This is a genomic window from Nonomuraea rhodomycinica (assembly GCF_013363995.1).
GTDB classification, from domain to species: Bacteria; Actinomycetota; Actinomycetes; order Streptosporangiales; family Streptosporangiaceae; genus Nonomuraea; species Nonomuraea rhodomycinica.
Genome location: NZ_JABWGO010000007.1, coordinates 13,608 through 29,529 on the forward strand (window position 1 = coordinate 13,608; position 15,922 = coordinate 29,529).

At 73.7% G+C, this 15,922-nt stretch carries 16 protein-coding genes; 10 read left to right on the top strand and 6 right to left on the bottom strand.

Annotated features, from left to right (window positions below):
* The first annotated feature begins 28 nt into the window (after positions 1-28).
* A complete protein-coding gene (gene glpK, locus HT134_RS26235; RefSeq protein WP_175603137.1) occupies positions 29-1,537 on the top strand; it encodes a glycerol kinase GlpK in 1,509 nt (502 codons plus the stop codon).
* A gap of 126 nt (positions 1,538-1,663) precedes the next feature.
* On the opposite strand, the gene HT134_RS26240 is transcribed toward glpK, so the two are convergent.
* Together HT134_RS26240 and HT134_RS26245 are read right to left on the bottom strand one after the other, a co-directional pair.
* Entirely contained in the window at positions 1,664-2,311 is a 648-nt protein-coding gene (locus tag HT134_RS26240) for a DUF305 domain-containing protein (protein ID WP_175603138.1), read from the bottom strand.
* Between the two features lie 57 nt (positions 2,312-2,368).
* The gene (locus HT134_RS26245) at positions 2,369-2,884 is read right to left on the bottom strand and encodes a hypothetical protein (protein WP_175603139.1); all 516 of its coding nucleotides are present in this window, start codon (positions 2,882-2,884) and stop codon (positions 2,369-2,371) included.
* Between the two features lie 104 nt (positions 2,885-2,988).
* Between HT134_RS26245 and HT134_RS26250 the strand changes: the two genes are divergently transcribed.
* The 3 genes from HT134_RS26250 (at position 2,989) to HT134_RS26260 (ending at position 6,134) form a co-directional block, all read left to right on the top strand.
* Positions 2,989-3,360: a BlaI/MecI/CopY family transcriptional regulator gene (locus tag HT134_RS26250; protein ID WP_217708388.1), complete on the top strand. Its 372-nt coding sequence runs from the start codon at positions 2,989-2,991 to the stop codon at positions 3,358-3,360.
* Positions 3,357-4,319 carry a M56 family metallopeptidase gene (locus HT134_RS26255; protein WP_175603140.1) on the top strand — a complete coding sequence of 321 codons (963 nt, stop codon included), beginning with the start codon at positions 3,357-3,359 and terminating at the stop codon, positions 4,317-4,319. The genes HT134_RS26250 and HT134_RS26255 overlap by 4 nt, the downstream gene beginning before the upstream one ends.
* A gap of 387 nt (positions 4,320-4,706) precedes the next feature.
* Complete coding sequence (locus HT134_RS26260) at positions 4,707-6,134, top strand: MFS transporter (protein ID WP_175603141.1); 1,428 nt, start codon at positions 4,707-4,709, stop codon at positions 6,132-6,134.
* Between the two features lie 78 nt (positions 6,135-6,212).
* Here HT134_RS26260 and HT134_RS26265 read toward each other — a convergent pair whose 3' ends face one another.
* Positions 6,213-7,355 carry a DUF418 domain-containing protein gene (locus HT134_RS26265; protein WP_312888434.1) on the bottom strand — a complete coding sequence of 381 codons (1,143 nt, stop codon included), beginning with the start codon at positions 7,353-7,355 and terminating at the stop codon, positions 6,213-6,215.
* Between the two features lie 202 nt (positions 7,356-7,557).
* On the opposite strand from HT134_RS26265, the gene HT134_RS26270 reads away from it, so the two are divergent.
* A complete protein-coding gene (locus HT134_RS26270) occupies positions 7,558-8,313 on the top strand; it encodes a GbsR/MarR family transcriptional regulator (RefSeq protein WP_175603142.1) in 756 nt (251 codons plus the stop codon).
* 38 nt (positions 8,314-8,351) lie between these two features.
* On the opposite strand, the gene HT134_RS26275 is transcribed toward HT134_RS26270, so the two are convergent.
* Positions 8,352-8,711: a winged helix-turn-helix transcriptional regulator gene (locus HT134_RS26275; protein WP_312888435.1), complete on the bottom strand. Its 360-nt coding sequence runs from the start codon at positions 8,709-8,711 to the stop codon at positions 8,352-8,354.
* Positions 8,712-8,870: 159 nt separating this feature from the next.
* Between HT134_RS26275 and HT134_RS26280 the strand changes: the two genes are divergently transcribed.
* A complete protein-coding gene (locus HT134_RS26280; RefSeq protein ID WP_217708389.1) occupies positions 8,871-9,785 on the top strand; it encodes an NADP-dependent oxidoreductase in 915 nt (304 codons plus the stop codon).
* 16 nt (positions 9,786-9,801) lie between these two features.
* On the opposite strand, the gene HT134_RS26285 is transcribed toward HT134_RS26280, so the two are convergent.
* Both HT134_RS26285 and HT134_RS26290 read right to left on the bottom strand, forming a co-directional pair.
* Positions 9,802-10,176 (bottom strand): nuclear transport factor 2 family protein, encoded by a 375-nt coding sequence (locus tag HT134_RS26285; protein WP_175603145.1) that lies wholly within the window; start codon positions 10,174-10,176, stop codon positions 9,802-9,804.
* A 49-nt stretch (positions 10,177-10,225) separates the two neighbouring features.
* Positions 10,226-11,287: a PucR family transcriptional regulator gene (locus HT134_RS26290; RefSeq protein WP_175603146.1), complete on the bottom strand. Its 1,062-nt coding sequence runs from the start codon at positions 11,285-11,287 to the stop codon at positions 10,226-10,228.
* 97 nt (positions 11,288-11,384) lie between these two features.
* On the opposite strand from HT134_RS26290, the gene HT134_RS26295 reads away from it, so the two are divergent.
* Genes HT134_RS26295 through HT134_RS26310 form a run of 4 tightly spaced genes read left to right on the top strand, consistent with a single transcriptional unit; the run spans position 11,385 to position 15,901 of the window.
* Complete coding sequence (locus HT134_RS26295; RefSeq protein ID WP_246365549.1) at positions 11,385-12,290, top strand: alpha/beta hydrolase; 906 nt, start codon at positions 11,385-11,387, stop codon at positions 12,288-12,290.
* Positions 12,291-12,298: 8 nt separating this feature from the next.
* Positions 12,299-13,534: a thiolase family protein gene (locus HT134_RS26300; protein ID WP_175603148.1), complete on the top strand. Its 1,236-nt coding sequence runs from the start codon at positions 12,299-12,301 to the stop codon at positions 13,532-13,534.
* Between the two features lies 1 nt (position 13,535).
* Positions 13,536-15,089, top strand: coding sequence for a class I adenylate-forming enzyme family protein (locus tag HT134_RS26305; protein ID WP_175603149.1), 1,554 nt, complete (start codon positions 13,536-13,538; stop codon positions 15,087-15,089).
* Positions 15,090-15,097: 8 nt separating this feature from the next.
* Entirely contained in the window at positions 15,098-15,901 is an 804-nt protein-coding gene (locus HT134_RS26310) for an SDR family NAD(P)-dependent oxidoreductase (RefSeq protein ID WP_175603150.1), read from the top strand.
* Positions 15,902-15,922 lie beyond the last annotated feature (21 nt).

Here is a 15,922-nt window from a genome sequence, read left to right on the forward strand (position 1 = left end):
CCACTTCACACATACCGAGGTGAACGCCATGGCCACGCGCTATGTGATGTCCATCGACCAAGGTACGACGTCGACGCGGTGCATCATCTTCGACCAGCAGGGACGCCTGGTGTCGGTGACGCAGCGGGAGCACCGCCAGCACTTCCCGCAGCCCGGGTGGGTCGAGCACGACGCCGTCGAGATCTGGCGCAACCTTGAACGCATCGCCCCGGAGGCGCTCAAACAGGCCGGGGTCGGCCTGGAGCAGGTCGCCGCGATCGGCATCGCGAACCAGCGCGAGACCACGCTCGTGTGGGACCGCCACACCGGCGCGCCCCTGCGGCGCGCCATCGTGTGGCAGGACACGCGCACCACGGCCCTGGTCGACGAGCTGGCCGCCCGCCCGGAGGCGTCGATGGTGCAGAAGCGCTGCGGCCTGCCGCTGGCCACCTACTTCTCGGCGCCCCGCATCCGCTGGCTGCTCGACGACGTACCGGGGCTGCGCGAGCGCGCCGAGCGAGGTGAGGTGCTGTTCGGCACCATGGAGTCCTGGCTCATCTGGAACCTCACCGGCGGACCGGACGGCGGCCTGCACCTCACCGACGTCACCAACGCCAGCCGCACCCTGCTGATGGACCTGACCACGCTGGAGTGGGACGACGACCTGCTGGACTTCTTCGGCGTCCCGCGCGCCATGCTGCCGCAGATCCGGCCCTCGACCGAGACGTACGGCGTGGCCAGGACGGTCCTGCCGGGCGTCCGCATCGGCGCCGCGCTGGGCGACCAGCAGGCGGCGCTGTTCGGCCAGACCTGCTTCGCCCCCGGCGAGGCCAAGTGCACCTACGGCACCGGGAGCTTCCTGCTGCTCAACACCGGCAAGGACCCGGTGCGCTCCACCCACGGCCTGCTCACCACCGTCGGCTACCAGGTGGGCGCCGAGCCCGCCGTGTACGCCCTGGAGGCGCCGATCGCCGTCACCGGGGCGCTCGTGCAGTGGTTCCGCGACGGCCTCGGCCTGATCAACAGCGCCCCGGAGATCGAGACGCTGGCCAAGACCGTGGACGACAACGGCGGGTGCTACATCGTGCCCGCGTTCGCCGGGCTGTTCGCCCCGCACTGGCGCAGCGAGGCGCGCGGCGTGATCGTGGGGCTGACCTCGTACATCACCAAGGGGCACCTGGCCCGGGCGGTCCTGGAGGCCACCGCCTGGCAGACCCGCGAGGTCGTGGACGCCATGAACGCCGACTCCGGGCTCGACCTGCGGGTCCTCAAGGTGGACGGGGGCATGACGGCCGACAACCTGCTCATGCAGTGCATCGCCGACGTGCTGGACGTCCCGGTCGTGCGGCCCATGGTCGCCGAGACCGTGTCGCTCGGCGCCGCGTACGCCGCCGGTCTGGCCGTCGGCTACTGGCCCGACCTGGAGGGCCTGCGCCGCAACTGGCACCGGGCCGCCCAGTGGCTGCCGTCCATGGACCCGGCCCGCCGGGAGTCGGAGTACGACAACTGGCGGCGGGCCGTGGAGCGCACGTTCGGCTGGCTGCAACCCCGACGCTGACCGTTCCGGCAAACCCCCGGACATCCCGCCCCCCGCGGCGGATCGTCCCGGCGGACGGGCTCCGCACCGGCTGAGCGTCCGGGCCGCGCCGGGCGCCCGCGTGGGCGGGCGCCCGGCGGCGGCAGGTCAGAGCCGGTCGAGGATCTGCTTCATCTGGTCGATCTCGGCCTGCTGGGACGACTGGATGCTCTGCGCCAGCTTCTTGGCGGCGTCGTCGCGGCCCTGGGCCAGCTCGGTCCTGGCCATCTGGATCGCGCCCTCGTGGTGGGCGATCATCATGCGGACGAACTGCTTGTCGAACGCGGCGCCCTTGGCGTCCTTGAGCTGGTCCATGTCCTCGGCGGACATCATGCCGGGCATGCCGTGGTCCATGTGTCCCATGCCGGTGGGCTCGGGCTTGCCCCAGCCCTGGAGCCAGCCGGTCATGGTCGCGATCTCCGGGTCCTGGGCCGCCTTGATCTTGGCGGCCAGCTTCTTGACCTCGGGATCGCCCGCCCGGGTCGCGGCCAGGCCGGCCATCTCGACGGCCTGCCGGTGGTGGGGGATCATCATCTGCGCGAACATCACGTCCGCGTCGTCGAACGAGCCTCCCGGCTGGGTGGCGGGCGCCGACGACGCCGAGGAGGTCGTGGCCTGGGCCGTGGCGGCCGGCGCGCCGCGCTCCGGGGTGGCGGCGGTGTCGGTGCCCCCGCAGGCGGTGAGCAGGACGAGCGCGCCGGCTCCGGCGGCGGTCGCGAACGAGAGGCGCGTGCGTACGGATCGGTTCGTGGGCATGGTCGGGTGACTCCTGTCGTCAGGTGCGTGCATGGCCGTGGTCGCGAGGCGAACGGCCTATATGCGCAGCACCGAGACACGAGCCAGCCGGAGCGACAGGGGGCGGGGCGGCGGCCGGGCGGTCCGGCCCGCGACCTGCCCGGCGGCGTCCGGCGTGTGCTCTCCCCGGCCGGCGCGTGCCCGCGCCGCCGCCACGATGAGCAGCAGGAGCGAGGTCAGGACGGCCAGGCACACGCTGCCCGGGTCGAGGTCGGGCAACTGCCCGCCCGCGGACGACGCCTCACCGGCGGCGTGCCGCCCGGTGTGGTCCGGCCGCGTGGGGTCGGCTCGCGTGTGGTCGGGCCGGGTGCCGCCGGGCCGGGTGTGGTCGGGCCGGGTGCCGCCGGCTCGGGCGTGGTCCGCCGGCGCGGGCGCCGCGGTGGCGCCGTGCGAGCGCTGCGGCGTCGCCGTACCGCCGTGCGAGCGGTGGAGGCCGACGTGGCCGAGGGTGTGCATCCCGCAGACCCCGAGGACGAGCAGCACGAGCAGGGCCAGCCGCGAGCCGCGGCGCCACCCGTCCACTGCTCCCCGCACCGTCCGCCCCCCGCGTCGATGTCCTACTTCCCCTAAGCACCATAGTAGAAGCGGCAGTGGTCAGCCGTTAGCATGGGGGTGCCTGGCCGTCTGGAGGGTTACGCATGGTGCGCGGTCTCGGGGAACTGGAGTCCACGATCATGGACCGCATGTGGTCCTACCGCCGGCCGGCGTCCGTGCGCGACGTGCTGGAGGACCTCCGCCGCGAGCGGGAGATCGCGTACACGACCGTGATGACCGTGATGGACAAGCTGCACACGAAGGGCCTGCTCAAGCGGGAGGCCGTCGGCAAGGCGTACATCTACCGGCCGGTCTCCTCCAAGGAGGCCTACACCGCCGATCTCATGCGCGAGTCGCTGGCCCGCAGCGGCAACCAGGCCGCCACCCTCGTCCACTTCCTGGAGCGCCTGACGCCCGAGGAGGCCGACGCCCTGGAGGCGGCGCTGAAGGTCTACCCGCCGAAGGGCCGCGCGTGACCGTGGCGGCCGTCCTGGCCGCCGGGCTGGCGATCTACGCGGTCGTCGCCGCGGTCGCGCTTCCCCGGCTCCTGGGGAAGGCGTCCTGGACCGGACGCGCCCCCCGGCTGGCGATCATGGTGTGGCAGGCGGCCTGCGTCTCGGTGGTGGTCTCCGTGCTGTCGGCCGTCTTCGTGCTGGCGGTCCCGGCGCCGGTGGTCGGTCACGGCCTGGCCGAGCTGTTCGCGGAGTGCGCGGAGGCGCTGGCCGACGGGCCGGGTCTCACCGCGGCGACCGCGCTCGTCGGCGTGGGCGTCACCGGCGCGTTGGTGGCGCGCCTGGCCTGGTGCGCCACCGCCGTCCTGGCCGGGGCCCGCGCCGAGCGGCGCCGCCACGCCGAGGCGCTGGCGCTGCTCGGCCGGCACGACGGCGCGCTGGACGCGATCGTCGTGGACTTCGACGAGCGGCTCGCGTACTGCGTGCCCGGCCGCCAGGGCAAGGCGGTGATCACCACGGCCGCGCTGCGCGAGCTGAGCCCCGAGGAGACCGCGGCCGTGCTCGCCCACGAGCGGGCGCACCTGCGCGGCCGGCACCACCTCGTGCTCGCCTTCGGCGAGACGTTCGCCCGGGCGTTCCCCGGGATGCCGCTGTTCGAGCGGGGCCGGGCGGAGCTCGCCCGGCTGGTCGAGCTGCTGGCCGACGACCTGGCCGCGCGCCGCCATCCCCGCGTGCTGATCGCCTCCGCGCTGGTGCGCCTGGCCACCGGCCGCGCGCCGGCCTTCACCCTCGGGGCCGGCGGCGAGAGCGCGCTGGCCCGCGTACGGCGCCTGCTGGCTCCCGCGCCGCCGCTGGGGCGGGGCGAGCGCGTCACCGGGGCGTTCGCGGTCGGCCTGCTGCTCGCGGGACCGGCCGTGACCGGCCTCGCCCCGGGCCTGGCGTCCCTGCTCGCCCACCACTGCCTGGAGCTGCTCTCCTTCTAGGCCCGTCCGCCTGCCCCTGTCCGCTGAGCACGGCCCTTGCAAACCCCCGGGGGGTATGTTAGCTTCCTCGGCGTCAGAGATACCCCCCATGGGTATCCAGAGGAGGGCGAGATGTGCACGGCATGTACGTGCGGCACCGGTGAGGCCGCGACGGCGGCCCTCACCACGGACGGCGGCGACCGGAGCGTCAGCGGGGCGGGCCTCTCCGACGAGGGGGTCCGCGTCGCGGTGGAGCGTGCGGGGCGCCGGCCGTCCGGGACCGGGGCCTAGGAACGCGAGCGGTGGGCGTGCGTCGGCTCGCACGCCCACCGGCGGGTCCGGTCCGATTTCCCGATCACCCCAGACCCATGGATCGCATCGTACGGTGCGAAGAATCAGGAGTACGGCATGAACGCCGTCAATCCCCGCAGGTGGTGGGCACTCGTCGTGCTGGCCGCCGCGCAGTTCATGGTCATCATGGACACCTCCATCATCGGCGTCGCGCTGCCGGAGATGCAGCGCGACCTCGGCTTCACCCAGGGCGGCCTGCAGTGGGTGTTCAACGCCTACGTGATCGCCTTCGGCGGCCTGCTGCTGCTCGGCGGCCGGCTGTCCGACCTGCTGGGGGCCCGCAGGGTCTTCGCCGCCGGCTGGGTCGTCCTGGTCGCCGGCTCCGTGGTCGCCGCGGTGGCCGGAACGGCCTGGGTGGAGATCCTCGGCCGGGCCGTCCAGGGCGTCGGCGGCGCGCTGATCGCCCCCGCCGCGATGACCCTGCTCATGATGCTCTTCGGCCACGACTCCCGGGAGCTCGGCAAGGCCATGGCGCTGTACGGCGCGGCCGCGCCGGCCGGCGGAACCGCCGGGGTGTTCCTGGGCGGCGTCGTCACCGAGTACCTGAGCTGGCCCTGGGTGTTCGTCGTCTACATCCCCATCGGCCTCGCGACCCTCGCCGCGGTGCCCGCGCTGCTGCCGGCCGTCCAGGGCAGGCGCGGCTCGGTCGACCTGCTCGGGGCGGCCACGGCCACGGGTGGCATCGCCCTGGCCGTGTTCGCCGTCGTGCGCGCTCCCGAGCAGGGCTGGGGCGCCCCGGCCACTCTCCTGGAGCTGGCCGGCGCCGCCGTGCTGCTCGTGGCGTTCCTGATCGTCCAGCGCACGGCCAGGCAGCCGATCATGCCGCTCGGCATCTGGCGCACCCCCGGGCTGGCCACGGCCAACCTGGCGATGGCGCTGCTCGGCGCCGCGTGGATCCCGATGTGGTACTTCCTCAACCTCTACCTGCAGCAGGTCCTCGGCTACGGCGCCTTCCCCAGCGGCGCGGCGCTGCTGCCGATGACGGTCGCCATCATGATCTTCATGATCGGCGTCACCGCCCGCCTGCTCGGCCGCTTCGGCGCCAAGCCGCTCATCGTGCTCGGCATGCTCGTGCTGGCGGCCGGGGTCGGGGTGCTCTCGCTGGTGCGGCCGGACGGCGCCTTCGTCGCCGACGTGCTGCCGGCCTCGCTGGTCGCCGCCGTGGGCATGTCGCTGGCCTACATCCCGGCGATGATGTCGGCCATGTCGGGGGTGCAGCCGGAGGAGAGCGGCCTGGCCTCGGGCATCGTCAACACCACCTACAACGTGGGCTCGGCGCTCGGCCTGGCGGTCATGACGGCCGTCGCCACCTCGCGCGGGGCCGCCGAGCTGGGCGATCTGTCCCAGCTCACGGGTGGTTTCCGGGCCGCCTTCGTCGGTGCCGCCGTGGTGGCGGCCGCGGGCGGGGCGCTGACCCTGGTCCTCATGCGCGGCCGGAAGGCGTCCGTCGCGGCGGACGCCCGGCCCGAGGAGGCCCGGGCCTGACCCGCGGGGATCGCGCGGGGACGCGGCCGCCGTCCCCGCGCGACATACCCCCACCCCCTAGCCGGCGCCCGCGACCTACTATCGCCCATAGGAGCGATAGGTCAGCTTGCGCAGCAGGATCTCCGCCGGGCCCCGGTGGCCCAGGGCGCGCATCCCGTCGGCCAGCGCGACCGACAGCACCCACACCCCGGCCGCGACCCCGAGCGTCGCGGCCTGACCCATGTCGTCGTGCAGGCTCAGGGCGAACGGGTAGAACAGCACCACCCACAGCAGGGCCTGGAAGAGGTAGAAGGTCAGCGACCGCTGCCCCAGCGCGGCCAGGGCGGCGACCAGGCGGCCACGCCGGATCCGGGCCGCGACCAGCCCGACCACGGCCGCCATGGCGACGCCGCCCGCGTACCCGGTGAGGTCGTGCGCGACGGCGACCGCCCACGACACGGGGGCCGAGGTGGTGCTCCACGCTCCCGCGGCCATCAGCGCGGCCGGGAGCCGGCCGGCGACCGCGAGGCCGATCCCGATCACGGCGACGCGGCGCAGCAGCGGCAGATGCCGTTCGGGCTCGTCGAGGACGCGCCGCCGGGCGGCCAGGACCCCCACGAACATCGCGGGCACCACGATGAGGACGGACACGACGGTCTTGGCGGGCCAGGACGGGATGCTCGCGACGAGGTGGGCGCCGAGGGTCGGCTCCATGATCTCGGCGATGGTGGACGGCCTGGTCTGCGCCATGACGCTCTGCCAGGCCAGCAGCAGCGTGGCGGGCACGAGGGTCAGGGCGACCGTCCACCACAGCACCGGCTCCCTGGCCCGCACCAGCGGCGCGAGCAGCAGCAGCGTGAGCCCGTACACCGCGACGATGTCGATGGGCACGAACAGCACCGTGTTGAGGAAGCCGACGACCACGAGCCACAGCGCCCGGCGGCGCAGCAGGCTCTTGACGGAGGCCCAGCCGGCGCCCCTGTCCTCCTGCCGCCGGGCGAGCTGCACGAGGCCGTAGCCGAACAGGAACACGAACATGTTGCGGGCCTGGTTGTCGGCCAGCAGCGACTTGAGGAACCTCGCCGCGGCGTCGAGGGGGGCCGGGCCGGCGTCGCCGTCCACGAAGGCCGGGGCGTGTGAGAGGGCGATCAGTAACAGCATGAAGCCGCGGGCGAGGTCGGGGGCCAGGGACCGGGCGGGCGCGGCGGGCGGCGCGGTGGCGGGCGCGCTGGAGGGGATCACACCGGAACTCCTTTCAAACGAGATATTACGTGTTCGCGTGATCCCAAAAGCTAATTTGCCTTCGCCATTATGTCAACAAATAACTGGCCGTTGAGCCGGTTATTTGCAATGGTATGTAGGTGAATGCTCATGCGATTTGCAATGAGTTGTAGAGGAACGCAATACTGGACATCCCAAGGCGAGCACAGGAGGCTGAGCGCCGATGCCGGGCGGCAGGCTGACCCACGAGGAGCGCAAGGACATCGCCAGAGGGCTGGCCGACGGGCTCACCTACACCGAGATCGCCAGACGCCTCCAGCGCCCCGTCTCCACGATCAGCCGGGAGGTCATCCGCAACGGCGGGGCCGGCGGCTACCACCCCGACCGGGCCCAGCGGGCGACCGGTGACCGGGCCCGCCGCGGCCGGCCCGCCGTGCCCGGCGCCACACCGGCCCTGCCCGACGCGCACGGCCGCGACCCCGAGACCGTCCGGCTGCTGGAGGAGCGGTTCACCGCCATGCTCGTCGACACCGGTCTGCCGCGCACGACCGCCCGGGTGCTCGCGAGCCTGTACGTCACCGACAGCGGCAGCCTCACCGCCGCCGAGCTGGTCCGGCGCCTGGGCCTCAGCCCGGCGTCCATCTCCAAGGCCGTCGGCCAGCTCGAAGAGCAGCGGCTGATCCGGCGCGACCGCGATCCCCGCCGGCGCCGCGACCGCTACGTCATCGACGGCGACATCTGGTACGAGTCCTGGCTGGCCAGCGCGCGCAGGAACATCCGGCTGGCCCGCGTCGCCCGCGACGGAGCCGAGACTCTGGGGCGGGGCACGCCCGCCGGTGCCCGGCTGGCGACCATGGGCCGGCTCCTCCAGCGCCTCGGCGACGACATGGTCCGCGCGGCCGAGCGCTGGCACGACGACCACGACGACCACCGGGATGATGGCGACCGCGACGACCACGACGACCGCGAAGACCGGTAGCGGCTCTCAGGGGCCCGGCCGAGCGTGCCCCCGCCCGGTCATGACGCGTCGTAGCGCGCGCGGGAGGCGGCCACGTAGTCGCGATGCTGCCGCGCCCAGGCGATGAGCCCGGCGATCTGGGACGACAGCGTCCGCCCGACCGGGGTCAGGGCATAGTCCACGCGCGGCGGCGAGGTGGGGGTGACCGTGCGCTCCACCAGGCCGTCGCGCTCCAGGCTGCGCAGGGTGAGCGTGAGCATGCGCTGGGAGATGCCCGCGATGGCGCGCTGCAACTCGGAGTAGCGCTTGGGACCGTCGCCGAGCAGGTCCATCACCAGCACGCTCCACTTGTCGCCGACGCGGTCCAGGACGTCGCGCAGCCGGCAGGTGGGATGGTCCTCGCCGATCGTCTCGCGCACATCGGTGTGCCTTGCGCGGGTCGAAGTGCCTACTTCCGCCATGACGGCATTGTGGACGAGACTCGACCCGCGCACAAGAAGTAACCAGCGCACAGAAAGTGCTGTTGCGATGAGCAGCGTCCCCTTGGTCCACGAAACGGAGTGATCACTATGCGTGCCATGGCCTTCCCCGACTTCGGTGCCGAACTGGCGCCCGCCGACCTGCCCGTGCCGGAGCCGGGTCCGGGCGAGGTGCTGGTCCGGGTGCTGGCCTCCTCGGTCAACGGCTTCGACATGGGCGTGCTGGGCGGCTATCTCAAGGGCGTCTACGAGTACGAGTTCCCGGTCGTGCTCGGCAAGGACTTCGCCGGCACCGTGGCGGCCGTCGGCCCCGAGGTGACCCGTCTGGCGCCGGGCGATGACGTGTTCGGCGTGGTCATGCGGCCCACCCTGGGCCAGGGCGGCTTCGCCGAGTACGTCGTGGTGAGCGAAGCGTACGGCGTGGCCCGGATCCCCGACGGGCTCGGCCACACCCGCGCGGGCGTGCTGGGGCTGGCCGGGACCGCCGCGCTCAACGCCGTGGACGCCGTCGCCCCGGCGCCGGGGGAGACCGTCCTGATCTCCGGCGCGACCGGCGGCGTGGGCTCCTTCGCCGTCCAGCTCGCTGCCGCGCGCGGCGCCCGGGTGATCGCCACCGCCCGTCCCGGGGCGGAGGCCGCGTTCGTCACCGGCCTGGGCGCCACCTGGGTCGTGGACCACACGGACCTGCCGGCGGGGGTACGCGCGATCGCGCCGGGCGGGGTGGACGCCGCGCTGCACCTGGCGGGCGACGGGCCGGCCGTCGCCGCCCTGCTGACCGACGGCGGGCGGCTGGCCTCCACGATCCACTACCGGCCCGAGGAGTCCGGCCGCGCCATCAAGGCCACGGCCGTGATGGCCGACCCGACTCCGGACACCCTGTCCCGGCTCGCCGCCGACGCGGCCGAAGGGCGCCTCCGGGTGCCGGTGGGCCGCTCGTACCCGCTGGCCGAGGCGCCGCGCGCGCTCGCCGACTTCGCCGGCGGGACCGTCGGCAAGCTCGCCGTCACGATCTGACCTCCGCCGGCGCTCGTCACGAAGCGCGCTCGACGTCCCCCGCGAAGACGATCATCTGGTCGATGCGGCCCTGCCGCAGGTGGACCACGTCGGTCCCGGCCAGGCGCGGGCCCCCCTGCGGCGTGGTGAAGACCCACTGGTAGCGCGCCCACTCGCCCGGCACGTCCACGGCCGAGCAGCGGACCATCGTGCCGACACCGGCCGGGTGGCGGCGGATGTCCCGCACGAACCGTTCGACCGCCGCCACGCCCTCGCTCCGTCCCAGCGGACCCCAGAACACCACGTCGGAGGTCAGCGCCTGGGACAGCAGGGGAGTCATCTGGTCGTCGTCCGAGACGTTGAACGCGGACAGGAACATGTCGATCGCTGCCTGAGCGGCTTCTTCCTGCATGCAGCAGTCATATCAGCCGCCGCCGCGCACGGGCAGGCGTGGAGCCTCCTCAGTCGTGGAGCAGCCGCCAGGCGGTGAGGGCGAGGCGGGCCCGGGTCAGTCCGGTGGGGTCGGTCAGCTCGACGCCCAGGGTCCGCGCGATCTGGTCGAGGCGGCGCGAGACGCTGCTGTGGTGCAGGTGGAGCAGGTCGGCGGCCTGCCGCAGGGAGCCGGTGGCGCAGTAGGCGTCCAGGGTCTCCAGGTCCTCCGGGCTCTCCGCCAGCCGGGTGATCGCGACCACGTCGGGGTTGTCCCGTACGGCGTCGGGGGGTATCCGGGCCAGCAGCGCCAGCGCCCCCAGGTCGTCGTGGCGGACGACCGGCCGGCGCGGCGTGGTGAAGCGCAGCGCGGTGCGGGCCTGCTGCCAGGACCGGCCGGGGCTCCCGGCGGCGCCGATGCCCGCGCGCACGCCCGCCGGGAAGCGGGCCGGGTCCACGGTGGTGGCCAGCAGGACGCCCACGTCGGCGAGCGGCGCCGCCTTGACCGGGCGGCCCGGGCAGATCAGCCCGCCGAGCCGGTCGAGCGGAAGCCGCGAGTGCACGGCGACGACGCGGACCGGCAGCTCGGCGGCGAACCCCAGCAGCCGCAGCGCCCGGGCTCGGGCCGCCTCGTCGCTGTCGGCGCTGATCACCAGCTCGACCAGGGCGGGGTCGGCCATCGTGGTGTGCGCGGGGCCGTAGCGCTCGACGACGGCCGCGGCGGCGATGGCGAGCCGGTCCAGCAGCACCACGTCCAGCGGGAGGGCCGGGCCGGGGCGTTCCAGCCAGACCGTGCCGATCTCCTCCTCGTCCAGGGTGATGGGCGCGGTGGTGGACTCCGCCGACGACGGCGCGGACCCGGGGCCGCTCCCGGGCGCGCCGGACACCTCCCGGCCGTCGGGCGACATGCGCAGCACCCGCCCGGTGCCGTGGAGCCGGATCCCGGCCACGCACCCGGCCAGGCCCGCCGAGGCCCGGGCGAGCGCCGGCAGGTCCACCCGCCGGCGCATCAGCGTGTCGTAGAACGCGACGACGCGGATCACGCTCCCGATGTCGGAGTCGAGGTGCGACAGCCGTTCGGCCAGAGCCTCCATACCAGGAGGATACGGGCGGCGGGCGCGCCGTTCGGTGCGTGATCCGGGGGAAACGGACGACGGACGGCGGATGAACCCCGAGACGGCGACCGTGAGGATGGGCGTCGTGAATCCCGAACTCGAAGCGTTCCTTCCCTGGATCCCGCGGCTCGACCTGGCCGATCCGACGACCGCGCGCGAGCAGTACACCCAGGCGGCCATGGCACGGCCGGCGCCGGACACCACGGGGCTGGAGATCGAGGACCGCGTGGTGCCCGCCGATCCGGGGGTGCCGGTGCGGATCTACCGCCCGCACGGGGCCCAGGGCGCCGTCGTCTGGCTGCACGGCGGCGGGTTCGTCATGGGCGACCTGGACACCGAGCACCTCTGGGCGGCCCGGATCGCGGAGGGTTCCGGCGCGGTGGTGATCTCGGTGGACTACCGCCGGGCCCCCGAGCACCGGTTCCCCGCCGCCCTGGACGACGTCTACGCCGTGCTGTCGTGGACGGCGGAGCACGCGGCCGAACTCGGCATCGCCCCGGAGCGGATCGCGGTCGGCGGTCACAGCGCCGGCGGCGGGCTCGCGGCCCAGGTGACGCTGCGGGCCCGCGAACGGCAGGGGCCGCCGATCCGCTTCCAGCTGCTCAACGAGCCCGAGCTGGACGACCGGCAGGAGAGCTGGTCGGCGCGGAACTTCACCGACACGCCCTGGATCACGCGCGACGTGGTCACCGCGTCGTGGCGGCACTACCTGGGCTCCGGGCCCGCCACGCCCGCCGCCGCGCCGGCGCGGGCCGCCGACCTGTCCGGCCTGCCACCGGCCTACATCGCCACCGCGGAGTTCGACCCGAACCGCGACGAAGGCATCGACTACGCGCTGCGCCTGCTGCAGGCCGGCGTGTCGGTCGAACTGCACCAGTGGCCCGGCACCTTCCACGGCTCTCAGGCGATCCTGTCCGCCGAGATCTCCCAGCGGCAGACCGCCCAGCTCGCCGCGGCGCTGCGCCGCGCCCTGACGGAATGAGGTAGGCCATGACCACCCCCGTCTGGATCGCCGGTGTCGGGATGACGCCGTTCGGCAGGCATTCCGGAAGGAGCGTCAGCGACCTCACCCGCTGGGCCGTCACCGACGCGTTACGCGACTGCGGCGCCACCACCGGCGCTCTGGACGCCGCGTTCTTCGGCACCGCCACCCAGGGCGCGCTGGAGGGCCAGCACATGATCGCGGGACAGATCGCGCTGCGCGCGACGGGCGTGCAGGGCATCCCGGTCGTGAACGTCGAGAACGCCTGCGCCACCGGCGCCTCCGCGTTCGCGCTGGCCGTGAACCAGATCCGGGCCGGCGCCGCCGAGGTCGCGCTGGCCGTGGGGGTGGAGCGCATGAACGTCGGCGACCCCGAGCGGACCATGGCGGTGTTCGACAGCGCCTACGACGTGTCCGATCCCGACGCGCTCACCCGTACCCTGCTGGAGCTCGGCGGCGCGGTCGACGAGCCGGACCTCGGGCGCCGCTCGATCTTCATGGACATCTACGCGGCACTCGCGCGCAACCACATGCGCCTGTACGGCACGACCCAGGAGCAGCTCGCGGCGGTCGCGGCCAAGAACCACGACCACGCGGCCGCGAATCCGCGGGCGCACTATCGCCGGCGGATGACGGTCGCGGAGGTGCTGGCGGCGCGGAGGCTGTCGTACCCGCTCACCGTCCCCATGTGCGCGCCGGTCACCGACGGGGCCGCCGCGGTCGTCGTGTGCAGCGAGGCCGGACTCCGGCGGCTGGGGGACGGAGCCCGGTCGGCCCGGGTCGAGGTGCTGGCCGCCGTGATGGGCACCGGGACGGATCGCGACCCGCGCGGCTTCGAGGGGCACCAGAGCCGCATGGTGTCCGCGCGCGCGTACGAACAGGCGGGGGTCGGCCCGGACGACGTCGACGTGGCGGAGGTCCACGACGCCACGGCCTTCGGCGAGATCCTGCAGACCGAGCTGCTGGGCCTCGTCCCGCCGGGCGAGGGCGGTCCCGCGGCCCTGCGGGGCGAGACCAGCCTGGGCGGCCGGGTCCCGGTGAACCCGTCCGGCGGCCTGGAGTCCAAGGGCCACCCCATCGGGGCGAGCGGGCTCGGCCAGATCTTCGAGCTCACCGAACAGCTGCGGGGGACCGCGGGTCCCCGTCAGGTGGACGGGGCCCGGATCGCCCTCGCGGAGAACGGCGGGGGATTCCATCGCGGCGAGGAGGCCGTCACCTCCGTGATCATTCTGAGGGGGGCCTGAGGTGGCCGTCATCGACTTCTTCGACCGGGGCAGGGCGATCAACCCGACCGGCGTCGCCTACCGGACCGACGACGAGGCATGGACCTTCGACGACGCCGGCGCGCTGTCGTGCCGCATCGCGCACGCGCTGCTCGGCGCCGGGGTGCGACGCGAGTCCAAGGTCGCCGTCCTGTCGCCGAACTCGCCGTCGGCATGGATCTGCGTGCTCGGGGCATGGCGCGCCGGCGCGGCGTGGGTCCCGCTCAACCCCGCCAACCCGGTGCACGAGAACATCCGGCTGCTGCGGCGCTTCGACGTGGAGGTGCTCTTCTACCACCCCGACCTCGCCGACCAGGTGGCGCGGATGAAGTCCGCGTCGACAGGGGTCGGCCTCCACGTGGCCCTGGCGGCGGGCACCGACGACGTCGCCCTGGAGGACTGGACCGCCGGCCGTCCGGACACCCCGCCGCCCGTCCGCTTCGCCCCGGACGACGTGGTCGCCGTGGCGCCGACCGGCGGGACGACCGGCGAGCCGAAGGGCGTGATGAACACCCACCGCAGCCTGTCGGTGATGGTCGCCCACCAGATGATGGCGCTGACCTACCCCGCGGGCGCGCCCGTCGTCAACCTCGCCGCCGCACCCATGACCCACACGGCCGGGCTCTTCAGCCTGCAGACCACCGCACGCGGCGGCACGGTCGTCATCGTCCCGCGCGCGACGCCGGAGTGCGTCCTCGACGCCGTCGAACGGCACGGGGTCACGGAGCTGTTCCTGCCGCCGACGGTGGTCTACCGCCTCCTCGACACGCTGGAGCACCGGACCGTGGACACCGCGTCCCTGCGCTACCTGGCGTACGGCGCGGCGCCGATGTCGACCGAGAAGCTGCGCGCCGGCATCGAGCGGCTCGGGCCGATCTTCCTGGGCGGTTACGGGCAGATGGAGGCGCCCGCGGCGATCTCGTTCCTGCGGCCCGACGAGCACCTGATCGACGGCGAGGTGGCGCCCGACGAGCGGCTGCGCTCGTGCGGACGGCCCTACCCGCTGGTCACGGTGGCGATCCTGGACGAGGACGGGGCGGAGGTGGCGCCGGGCCGGACGGGCGAGATCTGCGTCCGGGGCGACCTGGTGATGAAGGGCTACTACAAGGACCCCGAGCGCACCGCCGAGACCGTCGTGGACGGGTGGCTGCACACCGGCGACCTCGGGCACCGCGACCCGGAGGGCTACCTCCACATCACCGACCGCAAGAAGGACCTCATCATCTCCGGCGGCTTCAACGTCTACCCCAGCGAGGTCGAGCAGGTCATCTGGAGCCATCCCGCGGTCCAGGACTGCGCCGTGGTCGGCGCCCCCCACCGCGACTGGGGCGAGGTCGTGACGGCCGTGGTCGAGCTCAAGGCCGGACAGGACGTCGGCGAGGCGGAGCTGATCGCCCGGTGCCGCGAGCGGCTCGGCCCGGTCCGGGCGCCGAAGCGGGTCGTCTTCGTCGACCGGCTCCCGCGCAGCGGCAACGGCAAGGTCCTGAAACGGGAGGTCCGGGAGCCGTTCTGGGCCGATCACGACACGAGAATCTGAGGAGCACCATGAGAGAGCTGACCGGCAAGGTCGCACTCGTCGTCGGCGCGGGCTGCGCCGGCGAGGGGATGGGCAACGGCCGCGCGACGGCGCTGACGTTCGCCCGCGAGGGCGCCACCGTGATCTGCGCCGACGTCGACCACGCCTCGGCCCGCGAGACCGTCCGGCTGATCGGGGCCGAGGACGGCGCCGCCTACGCGGCGGAGCTCGACGTCACCAAGGAGCCGCAGGTCCGCGCCCTCGTCGAGGCGATCATCGAGGAGCACGGGCGCATCGACGTGCTCGACAACAACGTCGGCACCGGAACCGTGGGCGGCGTCACCGACCTCGACGAGGCCGACTGGGACCGGGTCCTCGCCGTGAACGTCAAGGGAGCGTTCCTCACGATGAAGCACGTCATCCCCCGGATGGTCGAGCAGGGAGGCGGCTCCATCGTCAACATCTCCTCCATCGCCGGGATCCGCTGGAACGGCGTGCCGTACGCGAACTACTACGCCAGCAAGGCCGCGCTCAACCACCTGACCCGGATGACCGCGAGGGAGTTCGCCCCGCACCGGGTCCGGGTGAACGCGGTGCTCCCCGGCCTGATGAAGACCCCGATGGTGGCCCTGGCGAGCGGCCTCGCCGACGCGTACGACAGCCCCAGCACCGAGGCCATGTGGGCCAAGCGGGACGCGCAGGTGCCGATGGGCCACATGGGCACGCCGTGGGACGTGGCGGAGGCGGCCCTGTTCCTCGCCGGCGACCGGTCGAAGTACATCACCGGGATCGAGCTCGTCGTGGACGGAGGGATCTCGCTCGGCGCCGCATGACCACCCCGGATCACCGAAACC